Origin of the sequence: Nocardia cyriacigeorgica GUH-2 (genome assembly GCF_000284035.1) — a bacterium.
Classification (GTDB): Bacteria; Actinomycetota; Actinomycetes; order Mycobacteriales; family Mycobacteriaceae; genus Nocardia; species Nocardia cyriacigeorgica_B.
Genome location: NC_016887.1, coordinates 6,071,287 through 6,088,145, shown reverse-complemented (window position 1 = coordinate 6,088,145; position 16,859 = coordinate 6,071,287). Strand labels below are relative to the sequence as shown.

The 16,859-nt window shown below is 67.1% G+C and carries 17 protein-coding genes; 9 read left to right on the top strand and 8 right to left on the bottom strand.

Features of this window, described 5'->3' with window-relative positions:
- Nucleotides 1-115 precede the first annotated feature (115 nt).
- The 3 genes from NOCYR_RS27355 to NOCYR_RS27345 all read right to left on the bottom strand — a co-directional run bounded on the left by NOCYR_RS27355 (nt 116) and on the right by NOCYR_RS27345 (nt 3,545).
- Nucleotides 116-1,243, bottom strand: a complete 1,128-nt coding sequence (locus NOCYR_RS27355; RefSeq protein WP_014353666.1) for an NAD(P)H-dependent flavin oxidoreductase — start codon at nt 1,241-1,243, stop codon at nt 116-118.
- Between the two features lie 208 nt (nt 1,244-1,451).
- Nucleotides 1,452-2,102 (bottom strand): class I SAM-dependent methyltransferase, encoded by a 651-nt coding sequence (locus tag NOCYR_RS27350; protein WP_014353665.1) that lies wholly within the window; start codon nt 2,100-2,102, stop codon nt 1,452-1,454.
- Between the two features lie 51 nt (nt 2,103-2,153).
- Nucleotides 2,154-3,545 carry a membrane protein gene (locus NOCYR_RS27345; protein WP_014353664.1) on the bottom strand — a complete coding sequence of 464 codons (1,392 nt, stop codon included), beginning with the start codon at nt 3,543-3,545 and terminating at the stop codon, nt 2,154-2,156.
- A gap of 139 nt (nt 3,546-3,684) precedes the next feature.
- Here NOCYR_RS27345 and rpsF point away from each other — a divergent pair, with 139 nt between their 5' ends.
- From rpsF to dnaB, 5 genes are all read left to right on the top strand, one after another.
- Entirely contained in the window at nt 3,685-3,972 is a 288-nt protein-coding gene (gene rpsF / locus NOCYR_RS27340) for a 30S ribosomal protein S6 (RefSeq protein WP_036541623.1), read from the top strand.
- Nucleotides 3,973-4,077: 105 nt separating this feature from the next.
- Nucleotides 4,078-4,638, top strand: a complete 561-nt coding sequence (locus tag NOCYR_RS27335) for a single-stranded DNA-binding protein (RefSeq protein ID WP_014353662.1) — start codon at nt 4,078-4,080, stop codon at nt 4,636-4,638.
- A 56-nt stretch (nt 4,639-4,694) separates the two neighbouring features.
- On the top strand, nt 4,695-4,946 hold the full coding sequence (gene rpsR / locus NOCYR_RS27330; RefSeq protein ID WP_014353661.1) for a 30S ribosomal protein S18: 252 nt from the start codon (nt 4,695-4,697) through the stop codon (nt 4,944-4,946).
- A 17-nt stretch (nt 4,947-4,963) separates the two neighbouring features.
- Nucleotides 4,964-5,422: a 50S ribosomal protein L9 gene (rplI, locus tag NOCYR_RS27325; protein WP_014353660.1), complete on the top strand. Its 459-nt coding sequence runs from the start codon at nt 4,964-4,966 to the stop codon at nt 5,420-5,422.
- Between the two features lie 693 nt (nt 5,423-6,115).
- A complete protein-coding gene (gene dnaB, locus NOCYR_RS27320) occupies nt 6,116-7,498 on the top strand; it encodes a replicative DNA helicase (protein ID WP_014353659.1) in 1,383 nt (460 codons plus the stop codon).
- Here dnaB and NOCYR_RS27315 read toward each other — a convergent pair.
- The gene (locus NOCYR_RS27315; protein WP_014353658.1) at nt 7,495-8,070 is read right to left on the bottom strand and encodes a TetR/AcrR family transcriptional regulator; all 576 of its coding nucleotides are present in this window, start codon (nt 8,068-8,070) and stop codon (nt 7,495-7,497) included. The genes dnaB and NOCYR_RS27315 overlap by 4 nt on opposite strands.
- Before the next feature lie 197 nt (nt 8,071-8,267).
- On the opposite strand from NOCYR_RS27315, the gene NOCYR_RS27310 reads away from it, so the two are divergent.
- The 3 genes from NOCYR_RS27310 to NOCYR_RS27300 all read left to right on the top strand — a co-directional run bounded on the left by NOCYR_RS27310 (nt 8,268) and on the right by NOCYR_RS27300 (nt 12,110).
- Nucleotides 8,268-8,666, top strand: coding sequence for a nuclear transport factor 2 family protein (locus tag NOCYR_RS27310; protein ID WP_014353657.1), 399 nt, complete (start codon nt 8,268-8,270; stop codon nt 8,664-8,666).
- Between the two features lie 109 nt (nt 8,667-8,775).
- A complete protein-coding gene (locus NOCYR_RS27305) occupies nt 8,776-10,467 on the top strand; it encodes a cutinase family protein (RefSeq protein ID WP_048833787.1) in 1,692 nt (563 codons plus the stop codon).
- A gap of 239 nt (nt 10,468-10,706) precedes the next feature.
- On the top strand, nt 10,707-12,110 hold the full coding sequence (locus NOCYR_RS27300) for a lipase family protein (protein WP_048834484.1): 1,404 nt from the start codon (nt 10,707-10,709) through the stop codon (nt 12,108-12,110).
- Between the two features lie 183 nt (nt 12,111-12,293).
- On the opposite strand, the gene NOCYR_RS27295 is transcribed toward NOCYR_RS27300, so the two are convergent.
- Both NOCYR_RS27295 and NOCYR_RS27290 read right to left on the bottom strand, forming a co-directional pair.
- Nucleotides 12,294-13,283, bottom strand: coding sequence for a hypothetical protein (locus NOCYR_RS27295; RefSeq protein ID WP_014353654.1), 990 nt, complete (start codon nt 13,281-13,283; stop codon nt 12,294-12,296).
- Nucleotides 13,280-13,846: a hypothetical protein gene (locus NOCYR_RS27290; RefSeq protein WP_148280783.1), complete on the bottom strand. Its 567-nt coding sequence runs from the start codon at nt 13,844-13,846 to the stop codon at nt 13,280-13,282. Before NOCYR_RS27290 ends, NOCYR_RS27295 begins: the two co-directional genes overlap by 4 nt.
- Before the next feature lie 99 nt (nt 13,847-13,945).
- Here NOCYR_RS27290 and NOCYR_RS27285 point away from each other — a divergent pair, with 99 nt between their 5' ends.
- Nucleotides 13,946-14,905 carry a DUF389 domain-containing protein gene (locus NOCYR_RS27285; protein ID WP_048833786.1) on the top strand — a complete coding sequence of 320 codons (960 nt, stop codon included), beginning with the start codon at nt 13,946-13,948 and terminating at the stop codon, nt 14,903-14,905.
- A 7-nt stretch (nt 14,906-14,912) separates the two neighbouring features.
- On the opposite strand, the gene NOCYR_RS27280 is transcribed toward NOCYR_RS27285, so the two are convergent.
- Entirely contained in the window at nt 14,913-15,515 is a 603-nt protein-coding gene (locus NOCYR_RS27280) for a putative tellurium resistance protein (protein ID WP_014353651.1), read from the bottom strand.
- Between the two features lie 84 nt (nt 15,516-15,599).
- Nucleotides 15,600-16,694, bottom strand: a complete 1,095-nt coding sequence (locus NOCYR_RS27275; protein ID WP_014353650.1) for a DUF475 domain-containing protein — start codon at nt 16,692-16,694, stop codon at nt 15,600-15,602.
- Nucleotides 16,695-16,859 lie beyond the last annotated feature (165 nt).

Here is a 16,859-nt window from a genome sequence, read left to right as displayed (position 1 = left end):
ACCGCCGTGACGGCGCCTCGGTAGCCCCCGATAGGCGCGGCGAAACTCAGTGCCGCCGAACGGAAAAGGCCGCCGGGACCCCTCGGTCCGGCGGCCTTCCTGTCTGGTGACTACCTCACAGCGCGCCGTTGAGCTTGTTCAGCCGCTCGCAGGCCTCCACGTACTCCTCGACCAGCCGCGCCATCACATCGGAGGAACGCTCGACCTTGTTCATCATGCCGACGACCTGACCGACCGGATTGAAGTTCACGTCCTTGGCGGCCTCCGGGTACTTGTGCCCGCGCTTGACGCCGTCGAGGGCGACCATCATCTGCAACGGCATCGGCAGCGGATCCGGGGTGTCGGCCTGCTCCCACGCCTCGGTCCAGTCATTGCGCAGCATGCGCGCGGGCTTACCGGTCCACGCCCGCGAACGCACGGTGTCGTGGCTGCTGGCCTCGATCAGCGTCTGCATCTGCGCGGGCGGCACATTGGCCTCCTCGACGGTGAGCCAGATCGAACCGGTCCACGCGCCGGCCGCGCCCATCGCCATCGCCGCCGCGACCTGACGGCCGTCGGCGATACCGCCCGCCGCCAGCACCGGCATATCGCCGACCGCGTCGATCACCTGCGGCCACAGCACCAGCGAGGACACCTCACCGCAGTGGCCGCCGCCCTCGGTGCCCTGGCAGACCGCGAAATCCAGACCCGCGGCCTTGTGGTTGAGCGCGTGCTTGACCGAACCGCACAGCGCGCCGATCAACCGCCCCGACTCCTGGATCTTGCTCACCACATCCGGCGGCGGCGTCCCCAGCGCGTTGGCCACCAGCTTGGCCTTCGGGTGCCGCAGGATCACCTCGATCTGCGGGGCGGCGGTGGTGGCGGTCCAGCCCAGCAGCTGCGGATGCACCTCGTCGGCGGGCAGTTCCGGCACACCGTGATCGGCAAGCAGCTTGGCCGCGAAATCGCGGTGGCCCTGCGGAACGTGCTTGGCGAGCTCGGCTTCGAGCTCCTCGGGGGAGAGTCCGTCGATGCCTTTGCCCTCGTACTTGGACGGGATCACCAGGTCGACGCCGTAGGGCTTGTCGCCGACGTGCTCGTCGAGCCAGGTGAGCTCGACCTCGAGCTGTTCGGCGGTGAAGCCCACCGCGCCGAGCACCCCGAGACCGCCGGCATTGCTGACCGCGGCCGCCACATCGCGGCAATGGGTGAAGGCGAAGATGGGGAACTCGATCCCCAGGCGGTCGCAGATTTCGGTACGCATGGCGGTTCTGGTCTCCCTATGCCCTGGAACGGGTTGCATAATGTTCGGTTTTCCGGTCTACGGACGGTAAACCGCGTGCCCGGCCCGTCGCGTTCGAATGCGCCGCGTACCGCGTTAATCGCCAATGTGCGGACGCGGCGTCATCGATCGGCGTCGGTGCCATACAAGTGAATGTAACACGTTCTAGTTTTGCTCGGGAGGGGAAATTTCAGGCGGCCGCCGGGTCCTTGGTCACCAGCAGATAGGCCTGACCGAATCGTTCGTCCGGCTCCGGTTCCCGCACCATCCGGGTCACCGGCGCGAACCCCGTCGCCACCAGCAGCTCGAGCAGATGCTCCGGCGACCAGCGGTAGGCCTCGGTGACCTTGTGGTCGAACGCGGTGATGAGCTCGGGCGGGTCGGTCGCCTGGAAGGCCAGCAGCGCGTACCCGCCGTCGGCCAGCACCCGGTGGAATCCGGCGAGGACCTCGGGCACCCGCGCCGGCGGCAGGTGGATGAGCGAATACCAGGCGAGCAGCCCGGACAGCGAGCCGTCGGGCAGATCCAGCCGTTCCATGGTGCCGATCCCGAAGCGCAGGCCCGGGTAGAACTGGTTGGCCAGCGCGATCATCTCCGGCGACAGATCCATCCCGAACACGTCGAGCCCGAGTTCGTTCAGATGCGCCGTCAGCCGGCCGGGCCCGCAACCGATATCGGCGACCGGGCCGGAACCGTTGGCGCGCACCAATTCCGCGAAGATGCCAAGCATCGCGCGGTCGAACGGGTTGCGTTCCAGGTGGCCGGTGACGAGGTCGGCGTAGAGTCCGGCCACGCCGTCGTAGGCGGTGCGGGTGGTCTCGATATCGGCGGGATCGTCCATCGCACCATTGTCCGCGCCGCGATGGTCAGTCGCTCGGCCGCCGGCGCGTGCTCAGCCGACGGGTACCAGTTCGCCGGAGTCGCGGCGGGGAGCCGGTGGGACGGAAGGTCTTTCGACGCGCGTGCCCGCCCGCACGAACACGAAGAACAGCACGAGCAGCAGTCCGGCCCGGCCCCACACCCCGAACTGCACGACGGCCTCGCTCGCCTCGACCGCGTTGCCGGTGCCGAGGGCATAGAAGTACCGGAACACGCCGACGCCGATGGCCGCGTCCGCCACCAGATAGGCCCCGACCAGCGTCCACGGCACCCGCAGCAGCACCAGGAACGGAATGATCCACAGCGTGTATTGCGGCGAATGCACCTTGTGGAACAACAGGAATCCACACAGCATCGCGCCGCTCACACCCACCCACGGGAACACGCCCGTCGTGCCGAACCGCCGCCACCCCAGCCACATCGCCAGCGCGAACGACACCAGGATCAATGCCGGCGAGGCGCCCGAGACGACCTGCTGGAAGTTCTGCTCGCTCACCGCGTCCGGCCCGAACAGCGGCCGCAGACCCCAATACCAGATCGAATTGGTGGTGATATCGGCCTGACGCAGCTGCTGGAAGGTGATCGAGGCCCGCCAGCCCTCATATCCGGCCAGCGCGAACGGCAGATTGACCGCCACCACCGTGACCAGCGCCGCCGCACCCGTCAGCAGCGCGCCGCGCACATCGAAGCGGCGATCACGCAGACCGGCGCTGCCGGCGTCGGCGCCACCGGTGAGCACGTACGCCATCAGCGGCAGGACGAAGATCCCCGGATACAGCTTCAGGCAGAACCCGATCGCCAGCAGCACCGCGGCCAGCACCGCCCTGGTGCGCAGCGAATACCGGGGCAGCATCGTCACCACATAGATCGCCGCGACCGCGGTGCACACCACCGGCAGTTCCCAGTTGTGGAAGGCATACAGCACCAGCGGCGGCCCGACCGCCCACAGCAGCGCGGGCCAGCCCGCCATCCGGCCCAGCAGCCAGGCGGTGAGCAGCGCGAACGGCGCCAGCAGCAGCGCCGAATGCAGCAGGAACATGGCGTCGTTGTCGGCGCCCAGCGCGCCAAGCCACATCAGCAGCCCGCTGAGCACCGGATATTCGACCGCGCCGCCGACCAGCGCGCCGTCACCGGTGATGCCGCCATGGATATAAGGAAAGACGTGCTGGTCGATATCGCGGCCCAGCCACAGGAACTGGATATCGGAATAGCAGACCCGCGAATCCTTGAACAGATCGAAGGCGATCGAACGCCCGTCCGGCCGGAACGGCGCCCCGGCGCAGCGCGCCTTGTTCCAGAACGCGGCCAGCAGCGTCAGCCCGCACAGCAGCACCGCGACCGTTGCCGGCCCCACCCGGGGCAGGCGACCGGCGACGAGCTCGCCTGCTGCGGGACCGTTCGGCATACCGACAAGCGTAGTGGCGAGGGGATCGATTTCGCCGGTCAATACCTGGTCAGGTAACCTTGCCGGGTTGCTGACGCGACGACCCTCCTGCCACGGACCGTCCGTGGCCGTTTCCTAGTCCACAGGAGGTGATTGGTCCGTGCGTCATTATGAAGTAATGGTCATCCTCGACCCGAGCCTGGACGAGCGCACCGTTGGTCCGAACCTGGAGAACATGCTCAGCGTGGTTCGCACCGATGGCGGCAAGGTCGACAAGGTCGACATCTGGGGCCGCCGCCGGCTCGCCTACGAGATCCGCAAGCAGGCCGAGGGCATCTATGCCGTGATCGACCTGACCGCCGAGCCCGCCACCGTGAGCGAGCTCGACCGCCAGCTGGGTCTCAACGAGTCGGTGCTGCGCACCAAGGTCCTGCGCCACGACAAGTAGTTCTTCCGGTTCTCGTTTGATCCGTGTTTGGTCGGTGCCTGTCTCTAGGCTCTAGCACGACAAGCGAGTGCACCCGGGAACTGCACACCGAGCAGGAGGAACCTCATGGCAGCAGGCGACACGGTCATCACCGTCATCGGAAATCTGACGGCCGACCCCGAGCTTCGATTCACGCCCGCGGGCGCCGCGGTGGCGAACTTCACCGTCGCCTCCACGCCCCGCGTGTTCGACCGTAATACCAATGAATGGAAAGACGGCGAAGCGCTGTTTCTGCGCTGCAACATCTGGCGCGAGGCCGCGGAGAATGTCGCCGAGAGCCTGACCAGGGGTTCTCGTGTGATCGTGAGCGGACGACTCAAGCAGCGCTCCTACGAAACCCGCGAGGGTGAGAAGCGCACGGTCGTCGAGCTCGAGGTCGACGAGGTCGGTCCCTCGCTGCGATACGCCACCGCGAAGGTCAACAAGACCACCCGTGGCGGCGGGGGCGGCGGCGGATTCGGATCCGGCGGCTCCGGTGGTTCCGGCGGCGGTGGTGGCAACTACCAGCAGGCCAACAGTGGTGGTGGGCGTTCCGGTGGCCAGGGTGCCGCCGACGACCCGTGGGGCAGCGCGCCCGCGGCCGGCTCCTTCGGGGGCGGCCGCATGGATGACGAACCGCCGTTCTGACAACGGCTCATATCGGCCCGCGACGGCGGGCCACCAAGATTACGGAGTAGAAGACCATGCCTAAAGCGCCCGCGCGCGAAAAGGTGCTCAAGAAGAAGGCTTGCACGTTCTGCAAGGAGAGCAAGTCCGGACTCGTCAACATCGACTACAAGGACACGGCGCTGCTGCGCAAGTACGTCAGCGATCGCGGCAAGATCCGTGCCCGCCGGGTCACCGGCAACTGCGTGCAGCACCAGCGCGACATCGCGGTTGCCGTCAAGAACTCGCGTGAGGTGGCGCTGCTGCCTTACGTGTCGACGGCTCGCTGAGCAAGGGAGGCACGCAAATGAAGCTCATTCTGACCGCTGATGTGGACAACCTCGGTGCCCCCGGCGACACGGTCGAGGTCAAGGACGGTTACGGGCGCAACTACCTGCTCCCGCGCGGCCTTGCCATCGTCGCCAGCCGTGGCGCGCAGAAGCAGGTCGAGGGCATTCGCCGGGCGCAGGATGCCCGTCGCGTGCGCGACCTGGACCACGCCAACGAGCTGAAGCAGGCCATCGAGGGCCTGGAGTCGGTCTCGCTGAGCGTGAAGACCGCGGGCACCGGCAAGCTGTTCGGTTCGGTCACCCAGGCCGACGTCGCCGCCGCGGTGAAGTCGGCCGGCGGCCCGGTGCTGGACAAGCGCAGCATCGACCTGCCGAAGTCGCACATCAAGTCGACCGGCAAGCACAAGATCTCGGTGCACCTGCACCCGGATGTGGTTGCCACGTTCGACCTGAACGTCGTCGCTGCCGAGAGCTGATTCCGCGCTCCAGCGCCGCAACATCCATAGTCGAAGGCCACGCCCGTGTTCCGCACGGGGGTGGCCTTCGACTGTGCGCTGTCTGTTCACCGGGCTTTACCCGTGCTGATTGCCGGGGGTTAGCTCTGCTCATCGAATGGTTGCTCCGCAGCCGAGGTGTGGCTTCGTGCTGCCGTCATACGCGAAGTTATCCCCAGATGTGCATGTTGTGGATCACCAGGGAAACCAACCGCTCGTAATGTGATTCACCTCATAGCTTGTCCATCGTCTGTTAACTCAACACGCCCGGCTGTTCAACTCCACCGACACGCCGAGACTTTATTTATCCACACATGCACACCTGTGGAAATACGTACCTATCTGCGTGTTTATGATAGCTGACCAGGGTTTTCCCCAAGTAGTGCACAGGAGGTGCACACCGTTGGGTAAACAGTCCACAAGTTATCCACAGATGTGTGCACAGGTGGGTTTGGTATGTGCATGCACGGTCGCCTAGGTTCGTCGCATCGCCGTGCGCGAAGCCTCTGAGCGGTCCCGAACCGGTGGGTGCCGGAGCGGTAACTGAACCCGTGTCCGGGGGCGGGCAACGGTGCTGGTCATGCCTGTCCGACACGCCGAATCTGTCGTACCCCGGGGGTAGAACCAGTCGTCAATAGGGTGAGCCCTGTCGGGTAGAGAGGACGGTCGAGTCAGGTGGCAGTCGTCGATGACCGTGGGCATACCGAATTCCCGCCGGAACCGCCCGGCGAGGATTTCGGGCGTCAGCCACCGCACGATATGGCGGCCGAGCAGTCCGTGCTCGGCGGCATGCTGCTCAGCAAGGACGCCATCGCCGACGTGGTCGAGGCCCTGCGCCCCGGCGACTTCTATCGTCCCGCGCACCAGGCGATCTACGACACCATCCTCGACCTGTACGGCCGCGGCGAACCCGCCGACCCCGTCACCGTCGCCGCCGGCCTCGATCGCCGCGGTGAACTCAAACGCATCGGCGGCGCCCCCTACCTGGTCACCCTCACCCAGACCGTCCCCACCGCCGCCAACGCCGGCTACTACGCCGAAATCGTTGCCGAGAAGGCCATCCTGCGCCGCCTCGTCGAAGCCGGCACCCGCATCGTGCAATACGGCTACGCCGGCGCCGACGGCCAAGACATCGCCGAGGTCGTCGACCGCGCCCAAGCCGAGGTCTACGAGGTCACCGAACGACGAACCACCGAAGACTTCCTCCCCCTCGAAGAACTCCTCCAGCCCACGATGGACGAAATCGACTCCATCGCCAGCCGCGGCGGCATCTCCCTCGGCGTCCCCACCGGCTTCACCGAACTCGACGAAATCACCAACGGCCTCCACCCCGGCCAGATGATCATCGTCGCGGCGCGGCCTGGTGTGGGTAAATCCACGCTCGGAATGGATTTCATGCGGAGTTGTTCCATCAAGCATGGGTTGGCGAGCGTTATTTTTTCGCTGGAGATGAGCCGGACCGAGATCGTGATGCGTTTGCTGTCGGCGGAGGCGAAGATCAAGCTGGGGGATATGCGGTCCGGGCGGATGAGTGATGACGACTGGACGAAGCTGGCGCGGCGGATGAGTGAGATCAGTGAGGCGCCGCTGTTCGTGGATGATTCACCGAACCTGACGATGATGGAGATCCGGGCCAAGGCGCGGCGGTTGAAGCAGCGCCATGATCTGAAGCTCGTCGTGGTCGACTACCTCCAGCTGATGACCTCCGGTAAGAAGGTCGAATCCCGGCAGCAGGAAGTCTCGGATTTCTCCCGAAACCTGAAGCTGCTGGCCAAGGAACTCGAAGTCCCGGTGGTCGCGATCAGTCAGCTGAACCGTGGCCCCGAACAGCGAACCGACAAGCGCCCCATGGTCTCCGACCTGCGCGAATCGGGATCGCTGGAACAGGACGCCGACATGGTCATCCTGCTGCACCGCCCCGATGCGTTCGAGCGTGATGATCCGCGCGGTGGTGAGGCGGACCTGATTCTCGGTAAGCACCGAAACGGTCCGACGGCCACGATCACGGTGGCGCATCAGCTGCATTTGAGCCGGTTCGTGGATATGGCGCGGGGCTAGGGCAGGTCTGCGGCGCGGTCGGCGAAGGCGGCGAGGAAATCTCGCAGGCCGGCCATGGTGGCGTCGGGGTCGGCGGTGTCGCCGAGGAACAGGCGCACGAGTTGGGGCATGGCCACCGGCCAGGCGCCGAGGCCGACGAGGGTGAGCAGGGTGCGGCCGATCTCCTGTTCCGGCAGGCCGGTTCGCTCCACCAAAGCCGCTTTCACCTGCGTGTACCAGTCGCGGCGGTGCACATTGCTGTCGGCGAGGGTGTCGCCGTAGTAGAGGGCCTCGAACATCAGCAGGCGCAGCAGCGACGGGTCGGCGCGGTGGTAGTCGAATACGCGGCCGACCAGATCGGCAGCCGAGCTCTCGCCGGGTTTGACGGTATCGGCCAGTCCGAGCATCGCATTGGCGAGCACGGCGCTGAACAGGGCTTCCTTATTGCCGAAATGGCCGTAGATGCGCTCCTTGTTGCAGCCGGCGGCCGCCGCGATCCGGTCCACTCGGGCCCCGGCGATGCCGTGTTCGGCGAACTCGGCATGGGCAGCCTCCAGCAGTAGCTGCTTGGTTCGTGCGGAATCGCGTGGCATACGCACAGGTTAACAAGCCACCCAACTGGTTGGTTGGACAGGTGCCTGGGCGTGTGCCATGATCCAACCACCTAGTTGGTAACAAGCCTTGTCCGCCAGGAGGATTCCGTTCCGCTCGGCCACCACCGTTGACAGGCCCTACCGCACTTGTCGTCTGACCACCACTTTTCCGATCCGAGAAGTCAGGAGCCGCACTGATGTCCACCACCATCGACGTCGTCGACGAGTTCTTCACCAACTTCGGCGCAGGCAATATGAGTGCGCTGCTCGGGCAGTTCGCTGACGAGGTCGATTTCCGGGTGAACGGCGCCGCGAACGTGCCGTGGGCGGGCGAGCGTTCCAGCCGGGCCGAAATAGAGGAGTTCTTCGGCATATTCCCGCAGGTGCTCACGGCCCCGGAAGCGTTCGAGATCACCGGCAAGATCGCCCCGGGTGACGACGCCGTGGTATTCGCCACCTGCGTGTTCGGTGTCAAGGCCACCGGCAAGAAGTTCACCAACTCCTACGCACTGCATTTCACCGTCACCGACGGCAAGATCAGCCGCTATCACATGTACGAGGACAGCCACGCGATCGCCGAAGCGTTCGCTGCCTGACACCTCACCAGTAACACTCTGTACCCGTCCCACGACCTCATACGTGACACATGGCCCGTCGGGGGGCCTGTCCTTCCACTTGTCGGTTACAGGAAACTGGGGTTCGGACATGGCTCTTCGTGAGTTCTTCGCGCGACATCGGTTGGCCTCGGCCGTTGCCGCGCCCGCGGTGCTCGGGGTGGCGGCGGCGGTGGCCGCGACGTTCGCATTCACCGCCGCACCGGACGAGGCGGATACGCAGCTGGTGGCCTCGGTCACCGAATGCCGCGATATGGTCACCATTTCGGTGGCCGGCCGCAATGACACCCCGCGTGAGGGCACGACGGCGATGCTGGTGGACGCCAACGGCAATCCGCTGCCCGCGGCGCTGTCGGGCGATCACAGCAGCGAATGGCTCGATCCGGTGGTCAACGCGCCCCGCGACGACGTCGCCGAGGGCTCCTACGCCGCGGTCTACATCGCCTACCCGGCGAATATGGCCAGCTACGAAGACGCCGTCAATGCCGGTGTCGCCAATGCCAAGCAGGTGATGTCGGAGATCGCGGCGGCCTGCCCGGACACGAAGTTCTCCATCGTCGGCTACAGCGAGGGCGCCGATGTGGTGCGCCGCGTCGCGATGGAGGTCGGGCATCAGGAGCCCGGCCAGGACGGCGGGTACGGCATCGTCGACCCCGAGAACGTGCTCGGCGTGGTGATCCTCGCCGATCCGGGCCGCTCCACCGGTGACGGACCGTTCCCCGGTGCGGAGGACCCGTTCGCCAACCCGGACGGCTTCGACCAGAAGTACCAGAACGGCCAGAAGCCGGTGCCCGGTTCGGGCGCGCTGCCCGGGACCAGCGGTGATTTCGGTGCGTTGAACGGCAAGATCGCTTCGTTCTGCTCCGACGGCGACCTCACTTGCTCGGCTCCGGAGAACATCTCACTGCTCAACCTGGCGGTGAACGTGGGCAGGCAGCTCAACGTCGACGCGCTCGAGCGTGAGGGCCTGACGCCCGCGACCGGCCAGGATGTCGCCGTGGTGCTCGGCCGGATCGCGATGACCGCGTTCGCCGATATCGCTTCGCAGCCGAACTGGATGGCCAGCGACGAAACCTTCCTCGAGGTGCTGCTGCGGGTCTCGGATCCGGAGTACGTGCCGGGCACTCCCGCCCCGAAAGATTCGGCCCAGGCCGACGCCATCGCGGTGGATCAGATGTCGCCGCTGGCGTACCTGCCGCAGAAGATCCTCAATGAGATCGTCGGGCTGATCGTGACCAACCAGAACACCATCCCGGTGATCCTGAGCGATCCGTACAAGCAGACCCTCGGCCCCAACCACACCGGTCACCACTTCGACTACTGGGACGACGCCGACCCCGGCAACGGCAAGCCGATGACCTCGGCCGAGTACGCCGCGGCCTGGATCACCCACCTGGCCAAGCAGGCGCAGGCCGGCCAGCAGGTGGATACGAATTCCAAGCCCACCGAGGCGGATCTGGCGGCGGCCTACGAGGCGGCGGAGTCGACCACGTCGGCCGCTCCGACGACCGAACCGGCCAAGGGCACGACCACCACCGTGCCGTCCACGACCACGACGGCGAAGCCGAAGCCCGAGGCCGAGCCGTCGACCACGGCCCCGACGACGACGCCGAGCGAGGCCGCGACCACCACCCCGGAGGTCACGACCACCTCGCCCGCGCCGACCACCACCGAGGCGCCGGCGGAGACGACGGAACCCACCACGACGGCGCCGTCGACCACCACCACCACCACGAAGGCGGAGGCTCCCACCACCGACGCCCGAGCGGAGGCGACCAACTGAGCGACACCGGTGGCCGGTTGTTCCGTGCAGCGTGAGTGAATCGGGCTGATGCGGCCACCGGTGACGGGAAGTAGGTCGGCATGCGATGCCGACAAGCCGATGCGGCGGACCCCACTGGGGCCCGCCGCATCGGCATTCGTGGGTGCCGTTCCTCGCCGGCTCGCGAGAGCTGCTGTCATCGCACGCTGAGCCTGTTCGAAAACGGCACCGCAAACTGGAACACGTTCTACAGTGTGCCCATGCGGACATCGGGGATCGGACAGTCGGAAGCATTCGGCCGGAGACGGGGATGGCGGGCCAGGGTTTCCGCACTCGCTCTCAGCGTCGCCACGACCTGCGCGGCTCTGGTCGTACTCGCGACACCGGCGCCCGCGATTCCGAATACCACCGACGCCTTCTACCAGCCGCCTGCCGGTTACGAATCGACCGCGCCGGGCACCATATTGCGGACCCGGCCGATCACGCCGGTCGCGCTTCAGTTGATTCCCATGCGGGTTCGGGCCTGGCAGCTGCTGTATCGGACCACCGATTCCCACGGCAACCCGTACGCCGCGGTGACCACGGTGTTGATGGGTGAGCACGGGCGAGCGCCCACCGCGATCCTGTCCTACGACAGCATGATCGACGCCATCGCACCCAATTGCATGCCCTCGCAGGTCTTGCGGACCGGCGCGCCCTGGTTCGACTTCTCCGGGGCGGGCGGCCCGATCACCTTGTCCACCACCGCGAGTGAGGTCCCGATGATCGCGGCCGGGCTCAACCAAGGCTGGGCGGTGTCGGTTCCGGATCTGGGTGGGGTGGACAACCATTTCCTGACGCCCCGCGAGCCGGGTTATGTGGCGATCGACGGTGTGCGGGCGGCGCAGAATTTCGCCGAGCTCGGGCTCGCGGCGGATGCGCCCGCGATGTTCTGGGGCTACTCCGGCGGCGGGATCGCGACGGCTTGGGCCGCGCAGGTGCAGCCGGACTACGCACCGGATATGTACGTCGCCGGGATGGCCGTCGGGGCGCCGGTGGTGGATCTGCGCGCCGGTCTCCGCAACGGCAACGGCACCCCCGTCGCGGGTCTGCCGCCGGTGGGTATCGCGGCGCTGCAACAGGATTCGCCGGAATTCGCCGCGATGATGAATCGGTTGCTCACTCCCGAGGGTAAACAGCGTCTCGCCGGTGCGGCCGCGAGTTGCACGCCGCAGAACCTGGTGAGCTTCCCGTTCCTGGATTTCGGCACGCTGCTGACGGTGCCGATGGAGGACGTGCTGAACGCGCCGCTGACCCAACGGCTGATCGATGAGCGCACCCTGGGTGCGACCGCTCCCACCGCTCCGGTCTACGTGTACAACGCCGTGGACGACGAGCTGAGCACGATCGCCTCGTCGGACGGGCTCGTCGACAGCTATTGCGCGGCAGGCACATCGGTGACCTACCGCCGTGACCTCGTTCCGTCGGCGGTGTCCCCGCACGCCTTCGAATGGGGTCTCGGAGCACCGGCCGCCTTCGCGTGGCTGACGGATCGGGCAGCGGGCCTGCCGGTCGCCGGTTGCGATATCCAGACCGTGACCTCACCGACCACGCCGGCGGCGATGAACTCCTTCGGCGCCGACTTCGTGGGCGGGATGCTGGCGGCGATCCTCGGGCACCGGTAGACCAGGGCTCATCGGGTTGCCGACGAACCCGCGCATCGCCCTCGCACCGGAGTGCCCCGCCGACGCACCGGAGTGCCCCGCCGTCCCACCAGAGCCCCGCCGACGCACCGGAGTGGCCCGCCGTCGCACTGGAGTGGCCCGCCGACGCACCCGGCCCAGCGACAGGTAACCCGACGCCGTCACTCACCGCGGCCGCAACCGCCGGTACGCCGTCGCCACCCGCGACGAATCATCGAACGGCCCACGCCAGATGCGCTGATCCAGGATCTCCAGGAACGTCGGCACACCTTGATCGCTCAACACGATTCCCGACTCGCCGATCTGAATCCCCTCGGGTAGTTCCGGATAGCGCTCGATCTCGGCTTGCAGCGACGTCAGCGTGACCTTCGGCAGGTAGTCGACACCGCTGAGCCGTTTGAGCAGCTTGGCGTAGCTGGGCCGCTTGGCGCAGACCGCGATGATGGTGTCCTTGACCGGTTGGGCCAGGTCCAGGCCGAGCGCCTCGCTGATGTGGTCGACGAAATCGGGTGTGGCCTTGGTGAGCAGTTCGAGGTCGGTGAACAGGCGCAGGAAGGTGTCGGGTTTGAGGATGGCGATCTCGTCGGCGGTGATGACGAGATCGAATTCCTCGGCGAAGGCGAATACCGGGTCGCCCACGCGGTTCAGCCGTTCGCCGAAGGTGGCAAGGATGCGGTGCGCGGAGGCCACCCGCAGCCCGTGCTGCAATCGCACGAACGCGGTCCGGTGCCGGTCGGGGCCGCTGGATTCGCAGATCAGGACGTAGAACAGGAAGGTGCCGTCGCGCATCTGCCGGGGTAGCACGGTGTCCAGCATCGCCGAGCGGGCGATGAGCCGTAGTAGCCCGGCGATCTGGGCGTCGGGTTCGCCGGGCTCGGCGCCCGGCTGCTGCCCGTCGAAACCGTCGAGGGAGAAGGAGAAGAACTCCTCGCCGTCGACGAGCGTTGCGGTGGTGTCGTATTCGATCGGCGCCATGCCCGCGAGCCGGTCCAACGTCGCCGCGGCGATGCCACGCAATTCCGCCCCGAGGGCGGCGGCGAATTCGATCCGCAACGCTTGCAGGTGTTTGCGCCCGTCGCGCCAGCCCAGCAGCAGGTCGATGGGTTCGCCGCCGATATCGATATCGGCCCAGGCCCGGCCGTCGCGCGTGCTCATCGGCGCTCCGTCATGACTCGGATTCCCGCGTGCTGGGCCACCGTGACGGTGTCGCCGGGCCGGGGCACCGATCGCACCACGACATAGGCCATATCGCCGGTGCCGGTCTGCACCTTCACGATTCGGCGCAGCAGCAGATAGATCATCGGGTTGACCTGGATGAGGTCGGTGCGCACGTAGACGATCAGCAGGACCAGCAGGAACAGGCCGTAGCCGAGCGCGTCGAGCACGCCCGGGGTTTCGACGGTGAGGAACGGCAGCACATAGGACACCAGGTAGCCGCCCGATTCGCTGCCCGTCTCGTGTACCCGCGCCACGGTGAGTGACGAGCGTGCCGACGAGCCGAGCAGATACAGCACCCACACCGTGCAGCCCGCACCGAGCGCCATGAGCGCGAGCGCACCGAAGGCCAGCCACGGGGTGGCGGCGAAGCGGGCGGCGAGGATCGCGAACAGCGGGGTGTAGCTGGAGAAGAACAGCGGGGTACGCGCGGCGATCTGCATCAGATCGTCGGCTGCGCGCCGAGGTGCCGGGCCCGGCGCAGGGTGTACCGGTGCTGCCATAGCGCCACTGTATTACCGGGTACCGACAAGATCGCCGGGCCACGACTCGCCACCCGGTTTCGCCGCGCCCGGCGCCTGCGCATAGGCCAGACTGAGCCCATGCTGCATGTGCGGATAATGGCGCCCGCGGACAAGACCGATGCTGTGATCGAGATCCTCGAGGGCGACGACGCGGTCAGCGGGCTGGCGGTGATGCGCGGGGCCGCGCTGCGCCCGGCCGGGGATCTGGTTATCGCGCATATCGCCAGGGAAGCGGCCAACGAGCTGGTCGAGCGGCTGCGCGCGACCGGCGTGCACAAATGCGGGAGCATCGAGCTCGAGCCGGTGCGGACCTGGCTGTCGCTGGCCGGTTTCGAGGCCGAGGTGCGCACTCCCGGCAGCAGCGCCGACGCGGTGGTCTGGGCCGATGTCGCCCAGCGCTCCTACGAGGAGACCGAACTCAACTGGACCTACCTGAGTTTCATGACCATGGCCACCACGCTGGCCGCGATCGCCATCGTGGTGGATTCGCAGATCCTGGTGATCGGCGCGATGGTGCTCGGCCCGGAGTTCGGTGCGATCGCCGCACTCGGGGTGGCGCTGGTGCGGCGCCGGTTCGTGCTGTTCGGGCTGGCGGTGCGCACGCTGGTTCTCGGGTTCCTGACCGCGATCGTGCTGACGTTCCTGCTGGTGCTCGCCGCGCGCGGGCTCGGCTGGATCACCGCCGCCGATGTCGGCTCCGGACCCGAGACGGCGTTCATCTACACCCCGGACAAATGGTCGTTCATCGTGGCCGTGATCGCCGCCGCGGCCGGTGTGCTCTCGCTGACCTCGGCGAAATCGGGCGGTCTGGTCGGGGTGTTCATCTCGGTGACGACGGTGCCCGCGGCCGGCAATATCGCCCTCGCCGCGGTGTTCGCGCACTGGGACGAGGTCTGGGGCAGCACACTGCAATTGGCGCTGAACCTGTCCGGGATGGCGTTGGCCGGTTGGGGCACATTGGCTTTGCAGGACGCGGTGTGGTCGCGGGTCGCGGTGCACCGGCCGAAGGCGCGGCTGTACCCGCGGCGCATGCTGTGAGCGCGGGTCAGGCGCGCACGGAATCGGTGTCCATGCCCCACCGGTAGGCCTGCATCAGCTCGTCGAGTGCGCCGGTGAGGTAGCGGGCCTCGCGGTAGACGGTGATCCCGGCGCCCTGATTCTGCAACAGCGCGATGGCGCAGGTGCGGGTGTCGGCGACCGGCTCGTCCAGGGCGAGTTCGACATTCGAGCCGATGGTGGGGGCGAGGGTGAGTGTGCCCTTGGCAGCGGCCCAGTTCGGCGCCTGCGCGCTGAGCGCGAAGATCAGCACCTGCCGGAACGCTTCGGGCCGGGCCAGATCCATGTTCAGGCCGGCGCTGCCGGGACGCGTGCCGTCACGGTCGAGCAGGATGTGCGGCTCGAATTCGAGCGCGCCCGCGTCGGTGCCGGTGCGCAGCGCGCCGGTGCGGCCGTCGGCCAGTTCGTAGAGGCAGCCCAGTTCGAGTTCGACGGTGCTGGACCTGCGGAACAGGCTTTTCGCCCGCGCGGCCCAGGTGAGCTCGACCCGCATGATGCCCTGTAGCTCGCCGGGCCGGGTGAGATTGATGCTCGGCGTGGCCTTGGACAGGGTGACTTTCCCGCCGCCGGCCCGCTGCTCGTCGATCGCCATCGCCGCGATCCCCCCTCAGGAGATGAGAACGGCAGCGGCCACACCAGGCCGCTGCCGTTCGAGTCTTCGGTATGCGTCCGCCGGTCAGCCTACCGGGGTCGGCTCCTTTTCGGCGGCCGCTTCCGGCTCACCCTCGCGCCGGTTGCGCATGATGCTGCTGATGAACGCCGCGCCGATGAACGCGATACCGATGAAGCCGGTGATCAGTTCGTTGACGTGCACGCCGATCGAGATCAGCAGGATCGCCGCCAGCGCACCGATGGCCCAGTGCGCACCGTGCTCAAGGTAGACGAACTCCGACAGGGTGCCCTTGCGGACCAGGTACACCGTGATCGACCGGACGAACATGGCGCCGATCAGGCCCAGGCCCAGCGCGATGATGATCGGGTCGGCGGTGATGGCGAACGCGCCGATGACGCCGTCGAAGGAGAACGACGCGTCCAGCACCTCGAGGTACAGGAACAGGAAGAAGCCGGCCTTACCGGTGGCCTTGGCGGCCTCCGACGGACCCGCGTGCTCCTCGGCGTGGAACATCGAGCCGAGCCCGTCGACCGCGATGTAGGTGATCATGCCGAGCAGGCCGGCCAGCAGCACCGTGGAGCGGACCTCTTCCTCGGCGAGGAACTCCGCGCACAGGATCAGGCCGAGGCCGGCGACGACCACCGACAGCATGTCCAGCTTGCCCGCCTTGGCCAGCGGCCGCTCCAGCCACGACAGCCAGGTGATCTCCCGCTCGGCGAAGATGAAGTTCAGGAACAGCAGCGCCAGGAACATGCCGCCGAACGCCGCGATCTGCGGATGGGCGTCGGTGAGCAACGTCTCGTAGCTCGGGTCGCCGTTGGGGAAGTAGGCGGCATCACCGGGCGGCGGGTTGAGCGCCAGGTCGAAGGCCTCGACCGGGTTCAGCCCGGCGGTGACCCACACGATGGCCAGCGGGAACACCAGGCGCATGCCGAACACGGCGATCAGGATGCCGACGGTCAGGAACATGCGCTGCCAGAACTCGCTCATCCGCTGCAGGATGGTCGCGTTGATGACGGCGTTGTCGAACGACAGGGACACCTCGAGGATGCCGAGGATCGCGCAGAGCACCAGCGCGGTGGGGCCACCGTAGAGCAGTGCCACTACCAGTGATACGACGGTGACCAGGAAGGATAGGCCGAATATGCGCAGGACCACGCGGGGACCTTTCGTGTGCGGCGCCGGAGTCGGTCGTCATCCGGGCATATGGGACGTCTGAAGCTGCTGCGTGCGATCGCCGACCCGGTGCGAGCGGCGCTCGACACGACCGTACCGGTCGACGGTGAACCCGACATTTCGGGCCGACGTCGAAAGCGACCGTCA